Annotated in this window: 23 protein-coding genes and 1 pseudogene; 16 read left to right on the forward strand and 8 right to left on the reverse strand. The window is 47.6% G+C overall.

Annotation, left to right across the window (positions count from 1 at the left end; all coding sequences use genetic code 11):
• The first annotated feature begins 25 nt into the window (after positions 1 to 25).
• Positions 26 to 364: a DUF1232 domain-containing protein gene (locus tag MHM95_RS04010; protein WP_138548143.1), complete on the forward strand. Its 339-nt coding sequence runs from the start codon at positions 26 to 28 to the stop codon at positions 362 to 364.
• Here MHM95_RS04010 and MHM95_RS04015 read toward each other — a convergent pair.
• Positions 361 to 3,207 carry an FAD-binding and (Fe-S)-binding domain-containing protein gene (locus MHM95_RS04015; RefSeq protein WP_239384337.1) on the reverse strand — a complete coding sequence of 949 codons (2,847 nt, stop codon included), beginning with the start codon at positions 3,205 to 3,207 and terminating at the stop codon, positions 361 to 363. The genes MHM95_RS04010 and MHM95_RS04015 overlap by 4 nt on opposite strands.
• Before the next feature lie 217 nt (positions 3,208 to 3,424).
• Entirely contained in the window at positions 3,425 to 3,808 is a 384-nt protein-coding gene (locus MHM95_RS04020) for a hypothetical protein (RefSeq protein WP_239384339.1), read from the reverse strand.
• 428 nt (positions 3,809 to 4,236) lie between these two features.
• Between MHM95_RS04020 and MHM95_RS04025 the strand changes: the two genes are divergently transcribed.
• From MHM95_RS04025 to MHM95_RS04050, 6 genes are all read left to right on the forward strand, one after another.
• Positions 4,237 to 6,057, forward strand: a complete 1,821-nt coding sequence (locus MHM95_RS04025) for a glycoside hydrolase family 3 protein (RefSeq protein ID WP_239384341.1) — start codon at positions 4,237 to 4,239, stop codon at positions 6,055 to 6,057.
• A 31-nt stretch (positions 6,058 to 6,088) separates the two neighbouring features.
• Positions 6,089 to 6,883, forward strand: coding sequence for a putative hydro-lyase (locus MHM95_RS04030; RefSeq protein ID WP_239384343.1), 795 nt, complete (start codon positions 6,089 to 6,091; stop codon positions 6,881 to 6,883).
• Between the two features lie 8 nt (positions 6,884 to 6,891).
• Entirely contained in the window at positions 6,892 to 7,620 is a 729-nt protein-coding gene (locus MHM95_RS04035; protein ID WP_239384345.1) for a 5-oxoprolinase subunit PxpA, read from the forward strand.
• 41 nt (positions 7,621 to 7,661) lie between these two features.
• On the forward strand, positions 7,662 to 8,480 hold the full coding sequence (locus tag MHM95_RS04040; protein WP_239384347.1) for a glutamate cyclase domain-containing protein: 819 nt from the start codon (positions 7,662 to 7,664) through the stop codon (positions 8,478 to 8,480).
• A complete protein-coding gene (locus MHM95_RS04045; RefSeq protein WP_045980096.1) occupies positions 8,477 to 9,334 on the forward strand; it encodes a D-amino acid aminotransferase in 858 nt (285 codons plus the stop codon). The genes MHM95_RS04040 and MHM95_RS04045 overlap by 4 nt, the downstream gene beginning before the upstream one ends.
• A 201-nt stretch (positions 9,335 to 9,535) precedes the next feature.
• Entirely contained in the window at positions 9,536 to 10,756 is a 1,221-nt protein-coding gene (locus tag MHM95_RS04050; protein WP_239384348.1) for an MFS transporter, read from the forward strand.
• Between the two features lie 3 nt (positions 10,757 to 10,759).
• Here MHM95_RS04050 and MHM95_RS04055 read toward each other — a convergent pair whose 3' ends face one another.
• Positions 10,760 to 11,431, reverse strand: coding sequence for a FadR/GntR family transcriptional regulator (locus tag MHM95_RS04055; protein ID WP_239384350.1), 672 nt, complete (start codon positions 11,429 to 11,431; stop codon positions 10,760 to 10,762).
• A 246-nt stretch (positions 11,432 to 11,677) separates the two neighbouring features.
• Between MHM95_RS04055 and MHM95_RS04060 the strand changes: the two genes are divergently transcribed.
• Together MHM95_RS04060 and MHM95_RS04065 are read left to right on the forward strand one after the other, a co-directional pair.
• On the forward strand, positions 11,678 to 13,150 hold the full coding sequence (locus tag MHM95_RS04060; protein ID WP_239384918.1) for a dipeptidase: 1,473 nt from the start codon (positions 11,678 to 11,680) through the stop codon (positions 13,148 to 13,150).
• 200 nt (positions 13,151 to 13,350) lie between these two features.
• Positions 13,351 to 14,223, forward strand: coding sequence for a LysR family transcriptional regulator (locus MHM95_RS04065; protein ID WP_022945468.1), 873 nt, complete (start codon positions 13,351 to 13,353; stop codon positions 14,221 to 14,223).
• Between the two features lie 144 nt (positions 14,224 to 14,367).
• Here MHM95_RS04065 and MHM95_RS04070 read toward each other — a convergent pair whose 3' ends face one another.
• Complete coding sequence (locus MHM95_RS04070; protein ID WP_052698265.1) at positions 14,368 to 14,622, reverse strand: hypothetical protein; 255 nt, start codon at positions 14,620 to 14,622, stop codon at positions 14,368 to 14,370.
• Between the two features lie 213 nt (positions 14,623 to 14,835).
• Complete coding sequence (locus tag MHM95_RS04075) at positions 14,836 to 15,441, reverse strand: DUF2306 domain-containing protein (RefSeq protein ID WP_052698264.1); 606 nt, start codon at positions 15,439 to 15,441, stop codon at positions 14,836 to 14,838.
• 365 nt (positions 15,442 to 15,806) lie between these two features.
• Here MHM95_RS04075 and MHM95_RS04080 point away from each other — a divergent pair, with 365 nt between their 5' ends.
• Entirely contained in the window at positions 15,807 to 16,292 is a 486-nt protein-coding gene (locus tag MHM95_RS04080; RefSeq protein ID WP_022945464.1) for a hypothetical protein, read from the forward strand.
• A 137-nt stretch (positions 16,293 to 16,429) separates the two neighbouring features.
• Here MHM95_RS04080 and MHM95_RS04085 read toward each other — a convergent pair whose 3' ends face one another.
• From MHM95_RS04085 to MHM95_RS04095, 3 genes are all read right to left on the reverse strand, one after another.
• A complete protein-coding gene (locus MHM95_RS04085; protein WP_152441809.1) occupies positions 16,430 to 16,807 on the reverse strand; it encodes a hypothetical protein in 378 nt (125 codons plus the stop codon).
• A complete protein-coding gene (locus MHM95_RS04090; protein ID WP_171036783.1) occupies positions 16,807 to 17,169 on the reverse strand; it encodes a hypothetical protein in 363 nt (120 codons plus the stop codon). The genes MHM95_RS04085 and MHM95_RS04090 overlap by 1 nt, the downstream gene beginning before the upstream one ends.
• Positions 17,170 to 17,284: 115 nt before the next feature.
• The gene (locus tag MHM95_RS04095) at positions 17,285 to 17,458 is read right to left on the reverse strand and encodes a hypothetical protein (RefSeq protein ID WP_239384352.1); all 174 of its coding nucleotides are present in this window, start codon (positions 17,456 to 17,458) and stop codon (positions 17,285 to 17,287) included.
• An 86-nt stretch (positions 17,459 to 17,544) separates the two neighbouring features.
• On the opposite strand from MHM95_RS04095, the pseudogene MHM95_RS04100 reads away from it, so the two are divergent.
• The 6 genes and pseudogenes from MHM95_RS04100 to MHM95_RS04125 all read left to right on the forward strand — a co-directional run.
• Positions 17,545 to 17,832: pseudogene (locus tag MHM95_RS04100) on the forward strand (integrase core domain-containing protein); the annotation flags it as partial.
• A gap of 346 nt (positions 17,833 to 18,178) precedes the next feature.
• Complete coding sequence (locus MHM95_RS04105) at positions 18,179 to 18,772, forward strand: restriction endonuclease subunit S (protein ID WP_239384354.1); 594 nt, start codon at positions 18,179 to 18,181, stop codon at positions 18,770 to 18,772.
• A gap of 4 nt (positions 18,773 to 18,776) precedes the next feature.
• Positions 18,777 to 20,045, forward strand: a complete 1,269-nt coding sequence (locus tag MHM95_RS04110) for an N-6 DNA methylase (protein ID WP_239384356.1) — start codon at positions 18,777 to 18,779, stop codon at positions 20,043 to 20,045.
• 17 nt (positions 20,046 to 20,062) lie between these two features.
• Positions 20,063 to 20,503 (forward strand): hypothetical protein, encoded by a 441-nt coding sequence (locus MHM95_RS04115; protein WP_239384357.1) that lies wholly within the window; start codon positions 20,063 to 20,065, stop codon positions 20,501 to 20,503.
• Between the two features lie 105 nt (positions 20,504 to 20,608).
• Positions 20,609 to 22,279, forward strand: coding sequence for a class I SAM-dependent DNA methyltransferase (locus MHM95_RS04120; RefSeq protein ID WP_239384359.1), 1,671 nt, complete (start codon positions 20,609 to 20,611; stop codon positions 22,277 to 22,279).
• Positions 22,276 to 23,538 carry a restriction endonuclease subunit S gene (locus tag MHM95_RS04125; protein ID WP_239384360.1) on the forward strand — a complete coding sequence of 421 codons (1,263 nt, stop codon included), beginning with the start codon at positions 22,276 to 22,278 and terminating at the stop codon, positions 23,536 to 23,538. Before MHM95_RS04120 ends, MHM95_RS04125 begins: the two co-directional genes overlap by 4 nt.
• The last annotated feature ends 64 nt before the right edge of the window (positions 23,539 to 23,602 follow it).

Consider the following 23,602-nt stretch of genomic DNA (forward strand, 5'->3'; position numbering starts at 1 on the left):
CTGTCATTAACAACAGGAGTGACTTATGCACAGCAAACCCAATTTAAATCACCGAAGTGCCTATCCACGCTGGCTACTCATCGGCATTCGCGCCTTGCTCGCAAAGCTGCTAACCCTCTATTTCGCATGGCATTCACCAAAATGCACCGCTACGTATAAATTAGCGTTAATCGCCGCATTGGCGTATCTGCTTTTTCCCTATGATTTAATCCATGACTTGGCCACAAGTTTTGGTTACGCCGACGACGGCACCTTTATGGGCGCGGCGATCATGACGTTTTCATCATGCATTGATGCGCGAGTAAAAAGCCTAGCCAAACGCAAAGCACAGGCCATGGTCTATGTCCCCAAGGGTCAGCGTTAACTGCGTGCCTGCGCTTGCTCATTTAAGCGCAGCAAAAGCGACGTAAACACTACACCACTGTGTGCTTTAAGACCAATTTCACAGGTGCGACTGTTGCTGTAACCGCTTTTGCAGCCAGGGGGCTGCGAGTCTGTGAGGTGACGCAAAGCATGGCTGTTGAGCTCAGGATGCGTGAACCCTTTATCACCGGCAAAACCACAACAACTAATATCGGTGGTACTGACTTTCTCACTCAATGCATTTGCCAGCGCCAACATGGCCTTGCCTCCGTCGAGGTGTTGCGAGCTACAGGTGACATGTAACCAGATAGGCTCGGCACTGGGGGTAATGTGCAGATGTGGCAGCAGGTACTGCTGCGCAAAGGTAATACTATCAAGCGGCGCGATGTCGCCGTCACTGGCGCTGTGCAAGGCACAGGGGCTGGCATCCATGACCACTGGCCAACGCCCGTTGTCACTGAGCTCGGCCATAACCTGCTGAAGCTGTTGCTGCTTATACCGGGCTTGGTGCACCGCGCCTCGACTGTGAAACGCCATACCACAACACAATTGCCCTAGTTGTTTGGGCACAATAACCGTAAAGCCTGCTTTGGCACATAATTGTTGCAGTGTTTGCTGCACACTGTGCTCGCCATCGTTGGCAAAAACCCGATTTGCACAACTAGGAATGTACACCACGTTACGCTCCCCCGACTTACTGTGGCTCTGTGCTGGGTTTGGCTGCTCCTGCCCTTGCGGCCAGGCGCTGAAATAGAGAGGGGTGCCAAAACGCTGATGCAACCACTGGGTGCTGTTGTGCAGCTGCGCCTCGCCCACTACATGGGCCAGTTTTTTCATGCTACTGAGGCCAAAACGGGCAAGCTGCGTACTGCCCTGAAAATGCTGCGCGCTGTATTGGGCAATGTGATTAGCCAAACGCGATTGCGCAAACCCTTGTTGGCGTAACGATTTCACATAGGCACCGGTGTCTATGCCAACAGGGCAACGCGTTGCACATAATCCGGTTGCGGCGCAGCTGCTATCGACTAAGTGCTGAAAGCGGCTTTGAACGGCCCCTAAACGCTGCCGTAAACGAGGGCTTGGGCTGGTGCTACTGGCTAATTGCGCCTGAAGCTCTTGTTGATGACGACTCAAACTAATACGTTGGCGCGGCGTTAATGTGTAACCTTGCGATGGGCAAACAGGCTCGCAAAAGCCGCACTCGATACAGCTATCAATCGTGTCATCGGTCGCTGGCAGAGCTTTAACATGCTGCACGTGCGCACGCGGGTCGCTGTTGATGATCACCCCAGGGTTAAAAATCCCCTTGGGATCAAACAGCTGTTTGATCTTTTTCATGACTCCATAGCCGTCATCACCCCACTCTAGGGCCACAAAGGGGGCCATGTTTCGTCCCGTCCCATGCTCGGCTTTCAGCGAACCATTGAGTTCAACGGCCACCAACTGCGCCACCTCGGCCATAAACCGTTCGTAGCGCGCCACCTGTTCATCGTTATCAAAGCGCTGGGTAAATACAAAATGAAGGTTACCGGCTAAAGCATGACCAAAGATAATGGCTTCTTGGTAATCGTGCTTGGCAAACAAGGCATGCAACGCCTTAATGCCGCGTGCCAAATCGCTGAGCGCAAAGGCGACATCTTCAATAATCACTGTGGTGCCTACCTCCCGCACCGCCCCCACCGCTGGGAAGGTGCCCTTACGCACGTTCCACAGCGCCTGTGCCCGCTCGCTATCACTGCTAAGAGCATATTGATGAATAATATCGCCTTGATAACGTTCGAGTAAGGCACTGACAGTGGCGCTGGTGGCCTGTAATTCAGACTCGTCAGCGCCGGCAATTTCAATCAACAGCGCGGTGGCCTGCGCCGGAAAATCAACAACCTCGTTGGGCATAATGGCCTGTTCGCGCACCGACATCAGCGCGCGTTTATCGAGCATTTCCACCGCCTCTACGGGGTAGCGACTGAGCTGCTCGATAAAATCGCAGGTACTGTCTATTGTCGCAAAGGTAAACATCCCGGTGTGTTTATGCGCACTGTAGGGAACGGTGTGGTAGGTAATATTGGCAATGAATCCAAGGGTGCCTTCGGAGCCGATCAGCAAATGCTTGATAATATCGATGCCATCTTGGTAATCGACAAGCGCATTCAGGCCATATCCTGTGGTGTTTTTCAGTCGGTATTTATGTTCAATGCGCGTGCGCAGCGCCTGGTTTGCCCGCACTTGCTCGCCGAGGTGCTCAAGTGCCTGTACGAACTCGCCGTGACTGCGACGAAATTGCTCACAAGAGTGTGCATCTGCGGTGTTCAGCTCAGTGCCGTCGGCCAATATAATGTGCATGTCCTTAAGCGTGTGGTAGCTGTTATGCTTAACACCACAGCACATGCCCGAGGCATTATTTGCGGCAATACCTCCCACTTTACAGCTGTTGATCGAAGCCGGATCAGGGCCTATTTTACGGCCAAATGGTGCCAGCAGCTGATTGACCTTAGCACCGATAAGCGCCGGTGATAGCGTTATCCAATCACCGTTGCTACCGATTTCATAATCCTGCCATTGGTCACTAAGCACCACCAATACACTGTCGCTAATCGCCTGCCCCGAGAGGCTGGTGCCAGCAGCACGGAAGGTTAACGCAACCCCAAAGCGCTGGGCTAGGGTAATTAACTGTTGCACCTGCGCGCGGTGATGTACCCGTACCACACACTCGGGGGTAAGGCGGTAAAAACTGGCGTCGGTGCCCAAGGCATAACGCAAAGCATAATCTGTGATCACCTGCTCGCAGGATAAGGTTTCACGGGCTGCCTCAATGAAGGCTTCCATGGCGGCGCGGTACTCTGACATAATGACGGTCACTAATAGCGGGCGATGTGCCTTAGCATAGCTTGGAATAAAATATTATTAAATCCCTTAAGGTAGATAGTTTTGCACCTAAGCAACCAGTGCCCTGTCGCTAACTATTGTGACCAAGTATTTGGTGTGGCTAGCCAATTAAAGGCAATAGCGGGGAATCGAACCAATTCTGTGCTGGTAAATTTAGCCTAATTTAACTGGGAGTGTATTATTTACCGCACGAATCAATAAAATCTTGTGGCTCAATAACAACTTCTAGTTCATGATTCTCAACTTTTTTATCTATGGCATCACGATTTAAGGTAATTGTACATCCGTTACTATTTGTCGCCTCAACTTGAGATAAGTCTTGGTCTATTTTGGTCTTTACTAATGATGACTGCTCATAGTGCCAAAGCTCATTTTCTTGCGATTTAATAGGTTGTAACTCTAAGATCTGAGTACCATATTCATTAGAAAAAGTAAGCTTTACATGAATTCCTTCACTCGTGTTGTTTTTTATACTGCCCCAGTAAACACTAGAACAACCACTAACAAAAATAATAACCGCTGCAAGTAATGAACATTTAAAAAAAATATTTATATTACCCATGTAATTTGAGGGCTCCATATTAGTCGTTTGATATCCATTTCAACAGCAACCGAGTCTGTGACTCTTTGATATGCACTTTGTGGCCTTTTGTTAATGTCATAATACCCCATTAAAGTTTCACGGGCAGCCTCAATGAAGGCTTCCATGGCGGCGCGGTACTCTGACATAATGACGGTCACTAATAGCGGGCGACGTGCCTTAGCATAGCTTGGAATAAAATATTATTAAATCCCTTAAGGTAGATAGTTTTACGCCTAAGCAACTGAGATCAGTACATGTTAAGGTCAGTCCGTCTAAAGTGGTTGTTTTTTTACCACTACACACTATAGAATCGTGAATAGTTTATTCCAAAATCAGTCTCGGAGCGAGCCGTGTTTTTTCGCCAGATAGCCAAGGCACTAAGCCTTGCCATAGTAGGATATGCCGTTATGAGTGCCCCAAGTTTTGCCGCTACCCAGCTCACCTTAAAGCAGCAAATTGGCCAAAAGCTAATGTTAGACTTTCGCTATTATTGCGGTGATAGCACTGCCAGTGAGCGCTGTCGCACCCCGATGACCAAGCTGCCAGAGGCTCTTGCCGATGCCATTAGCACGCACCACATTGGTGGCGTGATCCTATTTGCCGAGAACATCGACAACACCGAGCAAATTGTCGCGCTGAACCGCGACTTACAACAAGCGGCGCTGGCCTCCTCATTAGCGGCCCCTTTGTTTATTAGTGTGGACCAAGAAGGGGGGCGCGTTGCTCGTATTCCCCGTCATCTTGGTACGGCGATGACTGGTAATATGTCCATCGGTGCGACCTATGCAAAGCATGGCAGTGATTATGCCAGCGCCAGTGCCAAAGTGATTGCTAAAGAGCTTCGGGCAGTTGGTTTTAACGTTAATTACGCGCCCACCTTAGATGTCAATATGAATCCTAACAACCCGGTGATCAATGTGCGCTCCTTTGGTGAAGACCCGGCCCGAGTCGCTGAGCTTGGCGGCGCTCAGGTTGACGCCTATCAACACCAACAGGTCATTGCCGCGTTAAAGCACTTTCCGGGTCATGGCGATACCAATGTCGATAGCCACACAGGTTTGCCCAAGGTCATGCATAGCAAAGAGCAGGTCATGGCCCAAGATATTGCCCCGTTTAGGGCGGTAATTGAGGCCGGCCATGCCCCGGGCATGATTATGACCGCACACATTCAATACCCGGCGCTCGACAGCAGCACCTTTGTCAGTAAACAGGGGCAAACAATGGTTAAACCGGCTACCATGTCGCGGGCCATTATGACCTCACTGCTGCGTGAGGAGCTGGGTTATCAGGGTGTCACCATCACCGATGCGTTAGATATGGCGGGTATCAGTGACTTTTTTACCCCCGAGGATGCACTCATTAACACCTTCAAGGCCGGTGTCGATATTGCGCTTATGCCTATTGCTATTCGCAATGAACAAGATATTGCCGAGCTTAATAAGCTCATTGATGCCGTAGCCCATGCCATTGAGCGCGGCGAGTTAGAGCGCGGCGAATTTGCGCAATCAGCGCAGCGAGTCATGGCTTTGAAAGCCGACTATCAATTACTGCCAGCGCACTTTGACAATCACCTGCTACAAACCGAACTAGCGGCGATGACCTTAGGCAACGCCAGTCACCGGGCCATTGAAGCCGAGCTGGCCAGCGCCGCCATCACCGATATCAAAGCTGGACAGCGGGCCACCACCTTAATAAAGCAAGCGCGCAAAGTGGCGCTCATTATGCCCGATACCCGCAAGTGTATGGCGTTGCAGCAAGCTCTGGATCACCTCAGCGAACAGCACCGAGTGTTTCACTGCATTAGTTTGCAAGGCCACGACCCTGAGCAAGCATACTTGGATATCAATGACGCCGATGTAGTCATCGCCGCGAATGCCAGCCCACCACAAAGTGCCGTCGAAATAGGCGGCATGGACGATGTTTCAGCCTTAGCGCAGTTTGCGCTGAATCGTCAGCAGCAACCCGATGCGCTGGAATCGTTATTACAACACGCGCAGCAAAGCGACACCCCGGTGATATTTGTCAGCTTGCGAGCCCCTTATGACATTACTCAATTTGGCGCCTACGCGCAGGCCGTGTTGGCAACCTATGCGTATAATATTGATATTGATGATGGCGAAACCGTACAAGGCCCAGCCTTTACTGCATTGGCCAAGGTACTCTTAGGATTGCGGGATGCCCCTGGAGAACTGCCGGTTACTATAGCGCCGACCAAGGTTCTGCGCTAGGGTGGGGATAAACACGATATAAGATACTGTTATGGACGCAAACGCCTCTTTAAAAACACCTGCGGACATCCGTCGGTTGATACGCGATGGTCATTATTCAGGGCATACTTCTGGGTTTGCCCCCGGTTATGTGCAAGCAAATGTGGTGATCTTGCCTAAAAAGTATGCCTATGATTTTTTGGGCTTTTGTCAAAATAACCCACGAGCCTGTCCGTTACTCGGTCACACAGAAGCGGGCGCCACCGAGCTACCGCGTTTAGCGCAGGATCTGGACATTCGCACCGACATTCCCAAATATCGGGTGTATGAGCTAGGACAAAAAGTCAGTGAGCAAACCGAGATCTCCTCGCTGTGGCGCAAGGACTTAGTGACCTTTCTGATCGGCTGCTCATTTTCTTTTGAAGAGGCGTTATTGGCCGATGGCATTGAAGTGCGTAATATCACCGAAAACAGCAATGTTCCCATGTATGTGACCAATCAAGCCTGTCACCGCAGCGGCGTGTTTGGCGGCAACATGGTGGTGAGTATGCGGCCCATGACCCCTAAAGATGCCATTCGCGCCATTCAAATATGCAGCCGCTTTCCTAGTGTGCATGGCGCACCGGTGCATTTTGGCGATCCTCAGGCCATTGGCATTAACGATATTAAGCGGCCCAACTTTGGTGATGCGGTGACCATAAAACCAGGCGAGGTGCCGGTTTTCTGGCCATGTGGGGTGACGCCGCAGGTGGCCATTGCCACTGCTCGCCCGGATTTTTGCATCACCCATAGCCCCGGGCATATGCTGATTTTAGATATTAAAAACACCGCACTATCGAGCTTTTAGGAGTGTTTATGCTATTGAATTGCGACTTAGGTGAAAGCTTTGGCAACTGGCGTATGGGTGAGGATGCCTTAGCCATGCCCCACATTGATTTAGCCAATATCGCCTGCGGCTTTCATGGCGGCGATCCTCAGGTAATGGCCCGCACCTTAGCACTGGCCAAACACCATCAGGTAAGTATTGGCGCACACCCCAGCTACCCTGACCGCCAAGGCTTTGGGCGACGCTCCATGGCGCTCAGTGCCGACGAACTGTGTAGCGATTTACATTATCAAATCGCCGCTTTAGAGGGCATGGCCAGGGTGCAAGGGTTAACGCAGCGCTATGTGAAGCCGCATGGCGCCTTATACAACGATATGATGCGTGATAACGCTATTCTCGCTACCGTGATGCAGGCCATCGCCGACTATCCGAGCGAGTTGCAGCTGATGTTGCTGGCCACCGGGCAGCGCCAACAACATGAATTAATGGCGCAGCAGCACGGCCTGTCATTATTATTTGAAGCCTTTGCCGACCGCCGCTACACCGATCAAGGCACCCTTACCCCACGCTCACAATCAGGCAGTGTGTTGGATAAACAAGCTATGCTTGAGCAAGTTCAATTATTGGTGGCCGAGGCCAAAGTCATCACCGACAGTGGCCAAAGCCTCGCGCTCAATGCCGATACCTTGTGTGTTCATGGCGATAATCTCGAAGCCGTCAATGCCATCAAAGAGATCCGTGCACTGTGTGCCCGCTAACACCGCAACTACAACTCAGTCGACACATTGAAGACTGCCTGGTGGCGCAGAATTTGCGCGGCATGGCGCAGGTACAAAAGGCGCTGCAACCCGGCTTTGTCTATCGCGCCGCTAAGCAGTTATTTGCGGCCCAAGAGCAAATTTTAATTGCTACAGGCTTCCCCGTAGCGGGGACCTTTGAAACCGATGGCCCGGTCGGCGCAATGGCGCTATATCAGGCGCTAACCACACTCGGCAAAGAAGTTAAATTAATCTGCGCAGATCCGCTATACAGGAAGATCGCCGAGGATTATAACTGTATGCCGCTGCCTTTAAATGATGTCGTAGGCGCTCATCAACAAGCCCAGGCCTACTACCACCATCACCGGGTCAGCTGTGTGCTCGCCATCGAGCGTCCTGGGCTCAACGCGCAAGGACGCTACACCAATATGCGCGGTGAAGATATTAGCTCCGGCTGCGCCAGCTTTGACCCCTATATGACGTTGGCCCCTTGTCCAACCTTGGCCATTGGCGATGGCGGCAATGAAATTGGCATGGGTAAGGTAAGCGAAGCCCTTGAACAACTCGCAATTACCCCCAGTGTCACCAGTTGTGATGAGTTGGTTGTGGCCGACGTGTCGAACTGGGGCGCATATGGCTTAATTGCTTTTCTGGGGTTGTGGCAGCAACAAGACCTGTTAGGTGATATTGATAGCCCGGCGTTATTGCGCTACTGCAGCGAGCTTGGCAGTGTCGATGGCGTCACTTTACGCAATGAGCTGACCGAAGACAGTCTCGATGCCAGCCATGGCCAAGGTATCATCAACCAATTACGACAGTTAACGGGCTTTTTGCCCCAAGAGAATGAGGAAACCCCATGAGCCTTGTGTATTTAAATGGCGATTACATGCCACCAGAGCAGGCTAAAATCTCACCGATGGATCGCGGTTTTTTATTTGGTGACGGCATTTATGAGGTGGTGCCCGCCTACCACGGTAAGATGCTCGGGTTTGATGCCCATATCCAACGCATGCAATCGGGGTTAGCGGCCATTGATATTGAGCTTGACTACACGGCGCAGCAATGGCGGCAAATCTGTGACACCTTGATTGCCAAGAACCCGGGCCCAAACCAAGGTATCTATCTGCATGTTAGCCGTGGGGCCGATAGCAAACGCAACCACGCCTACCCGCAAGGTATCACGCCCACGGTTTTCGCCTTTTGTTTTGAGCTGCCCGGCGAGCCGGTTTGCGATCCGGAGTTAGCCACCAGCTACCATGTTTCCCTCGAGCAAGATAAACGTTGGCAACGCTGTAACATTAAGTCCACCGCCCTGCTTGGCAATGTGATGCATTATCAAAGCGGCGCGGCGGCAGGTAACAAAGAGACCATCTTATTCAATAGTGATGAGCAGATTACCGAAGCAAGCTCCAGCAATGTGTTTATCGTCAAAGATGGCGTGATCAGCACCCCGCCGTTAGATCACCAGATTCTGCCTGGGATCACCCGCTGGCTGATCCTCACCATTTTAGCCGAGCACAGCGACTTTGCCGTGCAACAACGCGTGATCAGCAAAGCGGAATTACTTAACGCCGATGAAGTATGGATCACCTCAGCAACCAAAGAAGTCGGGCCGGTGGTTAAAGTCGCCGATCAAGTCATTGGCAGCGGCCAACCCGGCCCGGTATGGCAACAAGTGCAAAGCCTGTTTAGCCAACATAAGTTCGACTACTAACAACAACCTCTTATAGCGCCGGTGTGAGGCTGGCGCTGCATTCGAATTCAAGGTACAAACCTAAGCTCAGCCCTTGCTTGAGGGTGCCACTTTAAATTATCATACAAATAGGCGTCGTACAGTCTCAGACTCAATCTCTCTCCTGTTTTTCTGTCTCCATTGGCGCCGATAATCACAACCAATTACTACAAAAGGGTTCTTATGCACCACCTTGATAGTCAGGGCCGCCAACCTATTGGCGTTATTTTACTCGTGTTGGCCTTGGGGACCTTTATTTTAGGTCTGACTGAATTTTCGATGATGCCCATGTTACCTTTGATCAGTGAGACCTTTGCGGTAACCCCCGGGCAAAGTGGCTATGCCATTAGCGCCTATGCCATCGGCGTCGTGATTGGCGCACCGGTGTTTATGCTCGTGTGCGCAAACATGAATAAGCGAAACGCGCTGGCCATATTCGTTGCCATTATGTTTGTTGCCAATGGCCTCAGCGCAATGGCCCAAACGCTGGAGCAGCTCGTGCTATTTCGGTTGTTAAGCGGCCTCCCTCATGGCGCATATTTTGGTACTGCGCTGTTGCTGGCGGCTCAGCTGGCCCCCGCTCATCGCCGCGCAAGCTTTATGGCTAAGGTATTTATGGGGCTGACCATCGCCACTATTGTCGGTGTGCCGCTCGTTACCTTAATAGGCCAATCACTCTCATGGCGCTATTGTTTAGCTCTGGTGGCCCTACTGGCCTTAATCGCTTTTGTGCTGGTGTTATGGCTGGTGCCAAACCAAGCCAACAAAGAGCACACTCATTTAGGCGATCAGTTAGAGGTGCTTAAGAATCCACTTGTTTGGTCTATTCTCGGAATCATTATCATAGGTTTTGGTGGCGTCTTTTGTATTTATACCTATATCGCCGACACCATTTTACAGGTTACGCAAAGCGCTGCCGTCACCATTTCCATCGCTATGGTGATGTTCGGTATAGGTTGTACCTTAGGCAATTATGTACTGGGTAAAGCCGCCGACCACTCTGCGCTTATCACCACAGGTGCAGCGCTGCTTGGCGCGACCTTGTTTGCGTTGCTGTATGTTAATGTAGCCACAAATATTTATCTGCTGTGTGAGGTGATCTTCTTTATTGGCTTTAGTGTTGGTTTAGGCACGGTGATCCAGTCGCTGCTTATGCAGGTCTCGCCGCAAGGCCATGCCATGATTGGGGCGCTAGTGCAATGTGCCTTTAATACTGCCAATGCAATCGGTCCGTGGGCTGGGGGCATGGCCCTTACTTATGGTCTACAGATGAACGAAACAGGCTATGTCAGTGCAAGTTTGTTTGCCGGTGGCTTGGTGATGTGGGCGCTGAGCGTAGTGTTACTGCGACGTAAAGCTGCGGCACCTGTAGATTACCAACAATATGCGACTCGACGCCTGTAAACGTTACCTGTTAACTTGTTCAATTAATGCAATCGCCTCTTCAATCATACTCACCGATAAAGCCCTTGCCTTGTCGACTTCGCCATTTGCAACGGCAAGGAAGAGGTTTTTGTGCGCCTCAACAACCATATGCGTGTCGCCCTTAATCGGTGTAGTGTAACGAACACTGACATTAAGTGCGGTACTGGTAAAGTCTCTGAGCTGACGAAGAAAGCGGTTGCCACTTGCGTTAAGTAACTCTAGGTGAAAATCTATATCGTAGCGATGAAAGTTACTGTCGCAATCCACAGAGGCTGCCATGTTTTTCCAAGCGTGTTCTATTTTAGCGATAGACTCACTATCAGCACGCTGAGCCGCTAAAGCTGCGGCTTGTGGCTCAATAGCGAGCCTCATTTCCAAGAACTCCTTGAGTATCGATAACGAAGGGTTGCTGTCTAGCATCCAAGTAAGAACCTGCGGGTCGTAAAGATTCCAGTTATCAGCGTCTTCTATGCGTATTCCTTGGCGTGGACGAGAAGAGATTATTCCTTTTGCCGCCAGCATTTTTACTGCTTCACGTACGGCTGTACGACTAATATTGTATTGCTCACATAATTTAGCTTCAGTAGGCAAAGCGTGGGCGCTATTGTAGTGTCCAGATATTATTGCTTTTCCCAGTTCATCGGCTAATTGCATGGACAAACTGGTCTTTCTTAGTGGTGCCATAAATTGAAATGTTACTTATAACTAGTTAAATAAGAGTGTGTGAGATATACCCACGATACAGGTGTTAAGTGTTTAAGTGTACTTGCTTTTGCGCCTTTTGTTTTTTAACTTCAACTCAGTATATTACTGGTTCATATTTTCACTAAAGGTTACCATATACTTCAAAACCTTATCTTAACGGGATCTGCTTTGAAGTCATCACTTTTCGCTGCCGCATTGGCACTGCTAAGCCACGCGAGTTTAAGTCACGCCACCCCCACTTACCACGACGCACTGGCACAGTACGCTGTCGATGAATACCAAGACGCACAAATTCACACTCTCGCGAATATGGTGTCGTTCGCTACGGTTAATACAAGTGCATATAAAACACCTGATAACCCTGAGTTTATTGGCTTCAAACACCTTTTGAAAATGAAGGCTGCGCAGCTCGGCTTGGATTATCAAGATTTAGGCTACACCGTGCTTATTGGCATGGGTGAGCAGCGGGACAAGGTGACTATAGTGACCCATGGCGATGTGCAACCAGCCGATGCATCAAAGTGGGCCAAAAGCCCGTTTGTGCTTGATAGCACGAGCGAGCCGGGCAAACTAATCGCCCGGGGTACCGAGGACGACAAAGGCGCAATCGCCACCGCGTTGTATGCCATGAAAGCCATTAAAGACCAGGGCATACAATTAGATAATCGCATTGAACTGATGATTTATTTGGCTGAAGAGTCCGACTGGCAACCGCTACGCACCTTTATGCAAAGCTATCAGCAGCCTAAATATGCGGTGACCATTGATGCCAGTTACCCTGTGGTGGTAGCCGAAAAAGGCTGGAGCCTAGTGGCCCCCACTTTTAGCGGTACTTATCAGGGCTCACAGATGTATGTCAGTGAGTTAACAGGAGGCGCGTTTGTAAGCCAAATTCCTGAAGATGCCAGCGTGCGTGTGCACAATGCCAGTGCCGAAGTGATAGCTACGCTGCGTGCCAATGCGGCAAAGCTCAGTGACGTTGAGGTTCAAATTGAAGAGCTGGCCGATAATGAAGTGTTAGTGCGCGTCAAAGGCACCTCAGCGCATTCGTCGGAGCCCGAGTCTGGAGTCAATGCCATTGCCCACTTAGGCGCGGTGTTTAATGATCTGGAGCTGGCAACCAATGCCGATGGCCAAGCCTTGCTGTTTATTAATGAGCTTATTGGCTTAGATCTCTATGGCAAGCAGTTTGGCGACATTGCCTATAGCCATGACTTTATGGGCCCAATGACGGTAGCACCGACCTTAATTGAACGCCAAAACGACACGCTCACCCTCTCGGTAAACTTACGTCGGCCAGAGGGCAAGCCTGAGTCGCAGCTGCGTACAGAAATTAACAGCGCTTTGACCAGATGGCAGCGTCATCACCAAGTTGAGCTGGCAGCGGTTGATATCGAAATTGGCACCCCTATGCTATTGGATGACGCTCCGCACGCCGACGCCCTGCTAAATATTTTCAAACACTACACAGGCGATAAGCAGGCGGAATTTGTCTCCATTGGCGGTGGCACCAATGCCAAGCTGTTTGATAACGCCGTGTCTTTCGGCCCATCCATGCCTGGCAAAGCCTATACCGGTCACTCCGAGCATGAGTTTATGACCCCTAAGCAGCTACGTCTCAACCTCAAAATGTACACCGCCATGATGGTGACCTTAGGTAATATGTAGTGCTTCAATGGCAGCCGTTATGGATGACGGCTGCTTGAATGCCAGGTGCACAATAACGATTCGCGCTGCACCGAGTTAGTGCAGCAAGCACATTTTAATTAAGCAATAGCAAAGGCTGCGTGCGCTATACCCTAGTTTAAACACAAGTGTATAGTTGGTTTATAAATTGCTTCTTCTCTATTTTACTCAAAAAAATACTTATGCAGACACCCATTAGAGGACTTCGCGCATTCTGTTTCGCAGCTCGCTGCTTGAGCTTCAAACAAGCGGCTGAGCAACTCTACCTCACCCCCTCGGCTGTCAGTCACCAAATAAAACAACTCGAGCAGCAGCTTGGCTTCGCACTTTTTCAGCGCCGTACCCGGGCAATAATACTGACCAACGAAGGTAAAAACTTCTTCGATGCCATAGAGCCTATTATCACTGATCTTGAGCAGACTATTCGCACCTTTAGTCACAAAGATAATAACGTCACCATTAGCATTGCCTTGCCAGAGTTTTTCGCCAGCGAGCTATTGATGCCAGTGCTCAGTGAATGGACTTCACAGCATCCCGATGTCAATTTAGAGGTCGACACTTTGCGCACCCGCACACAAAAAGTGCGCAGCACCGATTTATCAATTGTTCTCTCGCATGACACTCCGGTCAGTGGCATTGCCACTGAATTATTTGCGTTGGAATATATTCCCGCTTGTAACCGCACTACCTACGAGCAGTGGCAACATAATAGCGAGCAGGCATTAAGTGAGCTGCCACTAATCGTCCATCAGTCGCGACCTTGGTCTTGGCATCAATGGGCTGAATACCATTATGCAGGGGATTTCGCGCCCAAGCAGATCATTCAACTTGATAGTATGTTTGGGGTTGCCCGCGCGGCGCAGCAAGGAATGGGGGTGGCGTTAATCCCCATGCCGATTAGCCGCACTTGGTTTAATGAAGGATTACTATGGCCACTGGTCAACAAGCCCTTATGGACCAAGGATAAATACTATTTAGTTGAGCATGAAGTGGCTGAACCTGACTCACCACTGGCTGATTTTACCCAGTGGGTGATCAATACCTATAAACAGTAACGCGATAAGTCCTCTGGTATCGACAACCAAAGTAGCGTGTTATATCAATAAGTGAGCTGCTAACACTGTTAAGCCATCGCTTAAAAAAACGGGTGCATATTGTGTCAGCAAGCTCGCCTAAAACTTCAATTTATCTTGATAAGATTAAACAACAGCATGGCCTATGGTGATATTGATGGTATTTCCAGCAAAGGCCCACACGCCCAACAGGTAGCCGAAGTGATACATATTGCCATTGTTATTCGTTTCGTAGATGCTGACACCATCTTTAAATAAACTGACAATGAAAAACACAGGCATTAATAAACCATGCCACAGCCCAGATAAAAATCCGGCTTGTGAGGCATCCTCTGCTTTGTATTTTGATTGAAATCCTGGCATTGATAGCGCATAACTCATCGTTTACATCTTCCTTATTATTGTTGTTATCTCAAAGCGGCTCTTACATCAAAAGCAACAACCTTTCGCTTTGTCCTGATATCATTACTTTTACCAAACCTGAGTGATGCTTCCAACGACAGAGTTGTTACAAACTTTGTAAGTGTGTCTGTGCTGTACACAAGATGAGATTGATGCCTTGGATAGGTCAATTAGGGTTGAGAATTTTTGATTTTATCTGGGCGCAGGATGGCGATTGAATAGCCAATCCGCTATGAGAAGATTAGGTACCCAGCTTAACCAGGCAAGTAGCGGATAAAAATCAGTAAAAGGTATGCCTGACGCCATAAACGCCCCCAGATAAATGCGCAAGGTGACAGCAGAGAAAGTGACAGAGAAGTTGCGTATCATCCAACGTCGATGAGCATCAAAATCCTTTTTCATAACACAGAAAAAGGCCATAAACCCAGTGATTAACCACACCAAAGCTGAACCAGTAAACCCAACGATAGACACTAAACCACCAAACGCAGTTTGTGCCAATGCCAAGCCAGCGAGCCCACCTAGCAGTACACCGACTAGTAAATAAACACGGCCAAACCAACGGTGCAGCTGCGGGTAACGCGAACGCAGAGTAGACAAAAATTGCCACGGTCCCAGCGCTAAAGCCGTTAGCGAGCCAAACACATGCACATAAATAGCCAGTTGATGTTGGTTAAACACCACTTGCATATCGGGGTGCACCAACGAGCCGAGAGGCAAAAAGCTGTATGCGTATAACGCATAACCAGCTACACCTAATGAACAAAGTAACAACGCCCACCAGCTTAAAGTTTTCACGGTTGTATCTGCCTCAATTGCAAAAAGTCAGCGCTTAACAGATACCGCGTCAAGCTAGGGTCAAAGCATAGTCCTTAATTTAGGTAAAAACCACCATGCTGATAATTGCTATTTTCAACATTTTTAGCAGGCAATAAAATCCAGACGCGACCATCTAGACAACGGCGATAGCCTAATCAGGGGCTAATTAATTGATTGTATTTATATTATCAGCTTCGCATAGAATTCCGGCTGCACAATGAACTCGCGGACTCATCTATAGATAAATTTTTTTCATTTAACGGTGCGATTTATATCGTTTGTAGAGTAAAAGCTTTAAACCTACAGTTAATACCGAAGCAAACACACAACCCGAGGATAGCACCGTGAAAACGCTCAAATTAGCTCTAGCCATTACGACAGCCACATTTTTAACGAGTAGTTACGCCGCTGACTACAAATTAGCCGTCATCGATGACAACGACACATCAAAAGCAGTACTTGCAGGGCAATACGACCAGGTAATCAACTTAGGCAATGTCACTGAGTTAGACCAGCAAGCTGCATTCGAGAAGTCGGTGAACCAGTGTGCTGCGCACATCCAAGTAGGTAAGGCAGACGAAGCGCTTTCAATGTGTAGCCTCGCGATTGAACTGATCAGTGAGATAGATGTAAATGCCAACAAGCGTCGCGAGCTTACTGCTTACGCCTATGGCAACCGTGGCATCGCCCACTCTTTGAAAAACGAATACCAGGCCGCGCTGGACGATTTCAGCGCCGCATATAAAACAAAGCGCAATACCATTACCCGTGCAAATCTAAAAACGGCGCAATCTAGCCTCAAGCAATTGCAAGGCCATGTAGCACCGTAAGACCCTTCTCATAGTGTGTTGTTCCTGCTCAAAGGAACCCCCAAAAGCGTCCATCTGGGCGCTTTTTTATATTATCAGCCCCGCTCTAAATACTAATAATATTCGCGGACAACTTCACGCAAACCATAGCGTGTAGCCTACCCACTTTTACGGCTGCGCGGTGCGCCGAGCACAATAGCCAGCTGACATAAGCACACACTGAGAAACGCGCTGACCCCGAGGGCGCCGCCATAACCGTGTAAATGCGGCACCAAGTAATGAAATAGCAATGCAAACAACACGGCCGCACTGGTTAAGGTATAGTAGCCAAAGCGCGCCGGGGTACTCATACCCACAAAGGTGCCGCCAAAGAAAACCACTGAATACAGCTCTGCATGAGTGCTCATCAATGAAAACAGCGCATACGCGATAAGAGACAACAAACTAGAGGCACGTAGCGCGTTGAAGTAACGCAGCTTGGAAAGGAAATAGGTGGCAAACGCAGCAGTCACCGCAATAACAATAGTGAGCACCATTAACCTACCCCTCCTTGCACTAACATAAATAGCGCCACACTGACAAAGGCCACGCTTCCAAGTTTACCGCCGAAGCCAGTAAAAAGATTCATCGTCAACGCGTACAACGTTGTGCCAATAAAGGCGATAACGGCTAGTTGCCAGTAACCCGAAATGAGCTCAGCTGAACACATACCCGCAAAGCTCCCAGCATACACAGCGGCATTAGGGTGGCCTGCAAAGCGTTTTGGAAAGGGAATAACGGAGCCTATTAACCCAGTTGCAGCGGCAGCGGGAACGAGCGGCACAGCCCAATGGCTATGTAAAATAAAGCAGCTTAAACAGCCCGATAGAAAAGCAAGGTACTTAACGACAAAAAACAACCACAGCGCCCTTGGATAAAATAAGGTGGGGCATTATGCCACACCTTATCGTTTACCTCGACATCACCTAGTTAAGCAGGCCACCACCGCACAGGAGAGCAGCGATGAGCAAGCACTAGTGTACTTTCTGCCCTTGTTGGTATTGATTGAGCCCGGTGAGCGCATTATACAAACCCGCCGTCATGGTTAGATCATGGGGGGTGTCTGTAAACTCTTCTAATTGCAAAATTAAATCAACAGAGCGATTGCGAGCAATGGTGTTGGTAAAGCCACTATACACACTTTTCATTTCCCCCGCCTCATTGCCGATGCTTAGGTATAAGAAGCTCGGGGTGGTTATTCCGGAAGCTCGGAGTACGAGATGCCCCCACTTCAATAGTGTGTGATAACAGCCCAGAGTTTACGAGTAGAGCTACTCTCTTTTGGTCAAGAGAAACAAGCGTAAAGCTCAGCTTTATCCAGCCAGGGAAGCCAACTCAAAACACATTTGTTTGAAAGCTTAAACGGCACATTCAGGAATGAGTGTTTAAACCAGCGCTGGGTTAGGACGATGGAAGAAGCAAGGTATGAAATCAATTTGTGGCGAGACCAGTATAACCATGTTCGACCACGCAGCTCGCTGAATTTTTATCGCCTGTTGAGTTTGCTAAACGGGCCGCCTAATATGAACTATCTTATTGAATGAATGGTACTAATTCAGAAGAAAGGCCAAGATGCATAGAAACGCTCGCAACTAAGCTTTCTTTAATACGGCCCCATCCGAAACTACCAAGTCCGCAGCTTAACAGCCAACACTGCCCTGCTACCACGACACTCAGAAGGTAGCAGGGAATATCCCCTATCAAATCATAATCTTACTTAATTCGAATGAGAGCCTCCCACTCACAATCATTATTCATACACAAAAATCGTAATTTAATTAGTATTTACTAGTTGACTATTAGCAATGTGATGTCTAATATACTTTTAACACATAAATACTAAGCGATTTACGATTTTAGGAGGTGGTATGTTATCTAAGCAATGTGCAGCTATGTTTGCAGGCGCTCCCAACTCTTTCTTCAACAAAGAGGTATCAGGAACACGTGAAACCTATAAAGCACTCCGCGCATCAGATCTTAGCTCGGATGGCTATATAGCGACTGAAGGGTTACAAGATATCGAAATCAAGGAAGGGAAACAGATCGGTAAATTCCTGCTCAAAGCAGGGGATGTCGTCTTGCTAGCTCGTGGTCAGTCAATGCGTTGTTGTATTGTCGATGAAGACGCAGCGAAACTAAACCTTGTGGTTACTGCAAACTTCATAGTCTTGCGCTTGAAGGAAGAGCAATCTGGTGAGTTTTTGGTTACTTACTTTAACTCTCCTATCGGAAAGCAAGCTTTAAATAGTCCGAGCATTTCCTCTTCAACTAATGCGGTCAAGAGTATTTCATTAGGCTCGTTAAAGAAGCTGGAACTACCTTTCCCATCGATCGTTAAACAGCATCAAATCTCTACTTTGTTTCATTCGCATGTAAAGGCGAAAAGAGCTGCGACGTCTTTAATTGAGGAACAAGAGAAAGCCGTACAGGCGAAGGTTCTTAATTGGATGTGGGAGGAATAACGTAATGGTTAACTATAAGAAATCGCTATGGAAAATGTTAGACCACTGCCGAGGCTCTGTAGAGGTACGTGATGGTTTAGATGTCATTGCGACTATTGCCGCTGGTGCATCTTTAGCACCTGATCAATTCGATAAAATTAAAGATATGGGAGCCAATACACTGGTTCCTGAAATTAAAAAAATGGTTGATGGGGTGCTCTCGCATACTTTTGAACCAAGCATCTCTTTATCGAGGCTACCTGATCAAATTGTTGTTGATATTGTTTACACGCTATCTGAGTTAGAAGACTTAAAACCGTTGGCATCAGCTATCCGAGAGGAGTTGACTGAGAACGTGGGTAAAGCATCAGGAGAGTTTGGCAGCTCTCGCTATACAGAGGCATTGTTGCCAGCACTAATTGGCGATGTTCACGATAAGAGCCTACTAGATGCAGCTTGTGGCCTAGCACGTATGACTTCATTGATTGAAACAAAACATAGTTTTCTTCAAGAGTACGTGGCTTCTACTGCCAGCCTTGCTCAACGCCTCTTGATCATCGAAAACAAGAATGCAGAGCTTTCCATTGGTAACAGCTTACTTGAGCTAAACCATCCCAAACAAAAGTATGACCTTGTTGTTATGGAGCCACCACTTGGCTTGCGGTTAGATAGTGAAATTAGAGAGCAGATAGCAACAATTCCATATGTTCTTGATTTGAATAAAGCACTGCCAACGTCTGCGGGAGATGCATTATGGATTCAGTTTGCTTTGTATCATTTAGAGAGCAAAGGAAAAGCTTATCTAGTGCTGCCTCAGGGCTGTCTGTTTAGAGGTGGATATGACGCTGAAGTACGTGAGTATCTGCTTGATAACGAGTTGGTAGACAAAGTCGTAGCTTTACCATCTGGTTCTCTAAACCATACAAGCATAGAGCCAGTGTTACTGATCTTAGATAAATCTAAAGAAAAAGGCTCACCTATTCGTTTTGTTGATTTGAGAGAAATCGGCAATAGAAATAGAACAACAGTCACCTTAAATGTAGAGGATCTTAAGTTAGCTCGAAGCCTTGTGAATGGTTCCGAAGATAGCCCTAATGCAAGAAATGTAACGGTTCGAGAAATCAGACAGCTAGAGCATGACAACTCAGGTAATAATCTAAATGTAGCCCATTACCTGTCTGCTGAGGAAGAGCTTGTATTGCCTTCTGTTGAAGAGCAGATGATGGCGCTTCAGCAATCAAAACAACAATTCGAAGAGACTCAAGAGGAGTTATTCGCACTACTAAACCAATAACGTATGGGGGGTACTAAATGTTAAAAATCACTGTATCTATTGAGACACAACTACCAAAAGCTGAGTTTTATACATTAGCAAGAAACAAACATTATCGTATAAAAACAGCGAATCAAACTTTCGAGTGGATCCCTGTTCCAGAAAAGCTTTTTTCTGATTTTCAGCACCAGTTTGAGAATGTTGGAACAAGGGAAAAGCAAAATAAGAGGAAAAAAGCCCTGAGTGCAATCGTACAAGCGGCTTACCTGTGCGCTATGGGTGTACGTCCTCTTCAAGCAACAGAAGAGCTGTATTTGTGTCATAACAACGTGAGGATGACGTTCAAAGTAACCCCTGAAGTTAAGTCAATGTTTTTCCATTGGTTTAAGGATGTAAGGCAAGATAAAAATGCAAAGTCACGCTGGTATGTCTTGAACGCTTTGGTTTACTACGCATGGCTTGCAGCGAAACACCCTTAGTTTGACTCTTTATGACAGTAAGCAGCTTAAGCAAGGCTGCTTATTGTATAATACCGACAATTATCTATGACCTCCGCTGTGCGGAGAAATAAACGACAGAATACTATGACAACCCAAACAGTAGAAAAAATCAGCCTTGAAGAGCTAAAAACATGGCTTTGGGGCAGTGCAAACATCATGCGTGGCACTGTAGATAGCTCAGACTTCAAAAACTATATCTTTGGTCTCCTGTTCTTAAAACGTCTTTCAGACGTATTTGACGAGCGTGTAGAAGCCGTGATGGAAGAGGAAGGTTGCAGCGCTGAAGAAGCAATGGCGCAGATTCAGGAAGATAACCCAGAGCAATTCGTCCCTGTATATGCACGTTGGAATAAGCTTATCGAAAGAACGGAAAATATTGGTGAGTACATTGATGAAGCCTTTGCTGAAATCGAACACCAAAACCCATCATTGGAAAAAGTACTCACGGCCATTCAGTTCGGTGATAAAGAGAAACTCAGCAATGATCTGCTAACTCGCTTACTCCGTCACTTTAACCAGCACAAGCTAGGCAATAAAAACCTCTACAAAGCCGACCTACTTGGCGATGCATACGAGTATCTGATTGGCAAATTTGCTGATGATGCTGGTAAGAAAGGTGGCGAGTTTTACACCCCTCATGAAGTGGTAGAACTTATCGTTAAGCTGATTGACCCACAACCAGGTCATGAGATTTACGATTTGACCTGTGGATGTGGCGGCATGTTGGTTGAGTCCGCTCGTCACATCAGAGAAAACTACGAGAATGGCACCATCATGGGTAAGCCTAACTGTAAACTTTACGGTCAGGAGAAGAACCTAGGAACATGGGCGATTGCCAAACTCAACATGTTCTTGCACAACCTAGATGGTGACATCAAGCGCGGCGATACTCTCGTAAACCCATTACATAAAGATGGCGAAGGCCTTCAAACGTTCGACCGTGTGATTGCCAACCCTCCATTTTCAATCAAAAACTGGTGGGAACCATTGGAATTGAATGGCGGCAAGATAGTTGGCGATAACGGCAAAGAAAGAAATGTAAAGTACAGCACTGACCTTAAAGATCCTTATGGCCGTTTTGGTCTCGGCGTTGCACCGCGCACAAAAGCAGATCTAGCCTTTGTTCAGCATATGATTTCCTCAACGAAAGATGATGGTCGTATCGGCGTTGTCGTCCCTCACGGCGTACTGTTCCGTGAAGGTGATGAGGGTAAAATTCGTAAAGGTATGCTTATCGGCAACGATGAATTTAAAGGCGACTTGATCGAAGGTGTAGTTGGTTTGCCGCCAGCACTTTTCTTCAACACAGGCATTGCGGCTGCGGTTTTAATCATTAATAAAGACAAACCTGCTGCACTGAAGAACAAGGTTATTTTCGTTGATGCTTCCGCCGAGTTTGGCGAGGGTAAAGCGATGAACTTCCTTCGCGAAGGCGATATTAAACGTATCACGACCGAGTACAGCAAAGCGAAACAAGCTTTAGTTGAAGCAGGAGAGCAAACGGAAGATACAATTTCGGATCTGCTAGACGCTGCAACAGTGGATAAGTATCTTCGTGTCGTTGATATCGCTGAAATCAAGCAAAATGACTTTAATCTCAATATCAGTCGTTATATTGATACTTCAGAAGATGAAGAGATCATATGTGTAAGTGAGAGCCTTAAACAACTGGAGAAAATCGATATCCAATTAGAACAATTGGATATAAAACTGAATTCAATGCTAGAGAGCCTTCCTGTTGAGGTTGCAAAATGACATTAACACAATGGAAATCTAAGTCACTAGGTTACATCTTAGAAAAAATTGTGGGCGGTGGCACTCCATCAAAAGCTAACCCCCAATATTGGGACGGAGATATTCCGTGGGCGAGTGTCAAAGACTTATCTTCAACAAAGCTTGATGATACTGCTGACAAAATATCCGAAGAGGGCCTAAAAAATAGTTCGAGCAACTTAATTCCTGCTGAGACTATCGTTATTCCAACACGTATGGCTTTAGGTAAAGTAGCAATAACAACTCAGGCGATGGCGATAAACCAAGACCTGAAGGCTCTGTTTCCGAGCAAAGAAGTATGCAAGAGCTATCTTTTTCAGTGGCTGATCTTTCATGCAGAACAAGTAGCTAGTTTGGGAACAGGGTCAACGGTTAAAGGAATTCGCCTTGAACAATTAAAAAAAATTCCTTTTAGCTACCCAACTCTTAAAGAAGAACAACAAAAAATCGCGGAAGTCCTCTCAACTGTTGATAAGAAAATCGATCTTATCGACCAAAAAATTGCAGAAACCGAAAAGCTTAAAACAGGCTTAATGCAAAAACTGTTTTCAGAGGGGGTCGGTGTTCAGGACGAGAATGGAAACTGGCAGCCACATACCGAGTTTCAGGACTCTCCGTTTGGCAAAGTTCCAAAGTGTTGGCTAAAAGTATCTCTTGAAAATATTGCATCCGTTGAGAGAGGTAAGTTTTCAGCTAGACCTCGTAACGATCCTAAGTATTTCGGTGGAAATATCCCCTTCGTGCAGACTGGAGATGTGGTAAATGCTCAGCTTTATGTTGAGTCTTACTCTCAAACCCTTAATGAATTAGGGTTAACAGTAAGTAAAACTTTTCCGCCAGAAACAATTTTGATCACTATTGCCGCAAATATCGGTGATGTTGCTATAACTCAGTTTCCCTTGGCATGCCCTGATAGCTTAGTTGGCATACAAGCAAAGAAAGATATATGTGATTCTTTGTGGTTGTTCTTTTTTATGCAAACACAGAAATCAGAACTTGACTCAAAAGCAACGAAAAGTGCTCAAAAAAACATTAACCTTCAAGTATTGAAACCTTTGACTGTATTTCTACCACCATTGGAAGAGCAAGAGTTTATTGCTGAGATACTGCTAGCTTCTGAACAGAAAATAGCACTATTAAAACAACAAAAAGCCGAAACCCAGCAACTTAAAAAAGGCTTGATGCAGAAGCTACTTACGGGCGAATGGCGAGTTCCTGTTGAGAAAACTGAAGCCGCTTAGCGATTGCTTCATGATGCCTTCAAGCGAAGGCATCTAAAAAGCAAAAAACGTAATTTAAATGAAC

The organism is Pseudoalteromonas sp. CnMc7-15 (assembly GCF_022347925.1).
Taxonomy (GTDB): domain Bacteria; phylum Pseudomonadota; class Gammaproteobacteria; order Enterobacterales; family Alteromonadaceae; genus Pseudoalteromonas; species Pseudoalteromonas ruthenica.

Bases quoted from the DNA above. Each gene is read 5' to 3' on its own strand.
- MHM95_RS04010 (WP_138548143.1), top strand. From the start codon at position 26: ATGCACAGCAAACCCAATTTAAATCACCGAAGTGCCTATCCACGCTGG.
- MHM95_RS04015 (WP_239384337.1), bottom strand. From the start codon at position 3,207: ATGTCAGAGTACCGCGCCGCCATGGAAGCCTTCATTGAGGCAGCCCGT.
- MHM95_RS04020 (WP_239384339.1), bottom strand. From the start codon at position 3,808: ATGGGTAATATAAATATTTTTTTTAAATGTTCATTACTTGCAGCGGTT.
- MHM95_RS04025 (WP_239384341.1), top strand. From the start codon at position 4,237: ATGAGTGCCCCAAGTTTTGCCGCTACCCAGCTCACCTTAAAGCAGCAA.
- MHM95_RS04030 (WP_239384343.1), top strand. From the start codon at position 6,089: ATGGACGCAAACGCCTCTTTAAAAACACCTGCGGACATCCGTCGGTTG.
- MHM95_RS04035 (WP_239384345.1), top strand. From the start codon at position 6,892: ATGCTATTGAATTGCGACTTAGGTGAAAGCTTTGGCAACTGGCGTATG.
- MHM95_RS04045 (WP_045980096.1), top strand. From the start codon at position 8,477: ATGAGCCTTGTGTATTTAAATGGCGATTACATGCCACCAGAGCAGGCT.
- MHM95_RS04050 (WP_239384348.1), top strand. From the start codon at position 9,536: ATGCACCACCTTGATAGTCAGGGCCGCCAACCTATTGGCGTTATTTTA.
- MHM95_RS04055 (WP_239384350.1), bottom strand. From the start codon at position 11,431: ATGCAATTAGCCGATGAACTGGGAAAAGCAATAATATCTGGACACTAC.
- MHM95_RS04065 (WP_022945468.1), top strand. From the start codon at position 13,351: ATGCAGACACCCATTAGAGGACTTCGCGCATTCTGTTTCGCAGCTCGC.
- MHM95_RS04070 (WP_052698265.1), bottom strand. From the start codon at position 14,622: ATGAGTTATGCGCTATCAATGCCAGGATTTCAATCAAAATACAAAGCA.
- MHM95_RS04085 (WP_152441809.1), bottom strand. From the start codon at position 16,807: ATGGTGCTCACTATTGTTATTGCGGTGACTGCTGCGTTTGCCACCTAT.
- MHM95_RS04095 (WP_239384352.1), bottom strand. From the start codon at position 17,458: ATGAAAAGTGTGTATAGTGGCTTTACCAACACCATTGCTCGCAATCGC.
- MHM95_RS04105 (WP_239384354.1), top strand. From the start codon at position 18,179: ATGTTATCTAAGCAATGTGCAGCTATGTTTGCAGGCGCTCCCAACTCT.
- MHM95_RS04110 (WP_239384356.1), top strand. From the start codon at position 18,777: ATGGTTAACTATAAGAAATCGCTATGGAAAATGTTAGACCACTGCCGA.
- MHM95_RS04115 (WP_239384357.1), top strand. From the start codon at position 20,063: ATGTTAAAAATCACTGTATCTATTGAGACACAACTACCAAAAGCTGAG.
- MHM95_RS04120 (WP_239384359.1), top strand. From the start codon at position 20,609: ATGACAACCCAAACAGTAGAAAAAATCAGCCTTGAAGAGCTAAAAACA.
- MHM95_RS04125 (WP_239384360.1), top strand. From the start codon at position 22,276: ATGACATTAACACAATGGAAATCTAAGTCACTAGGTTACATCTTAGAA.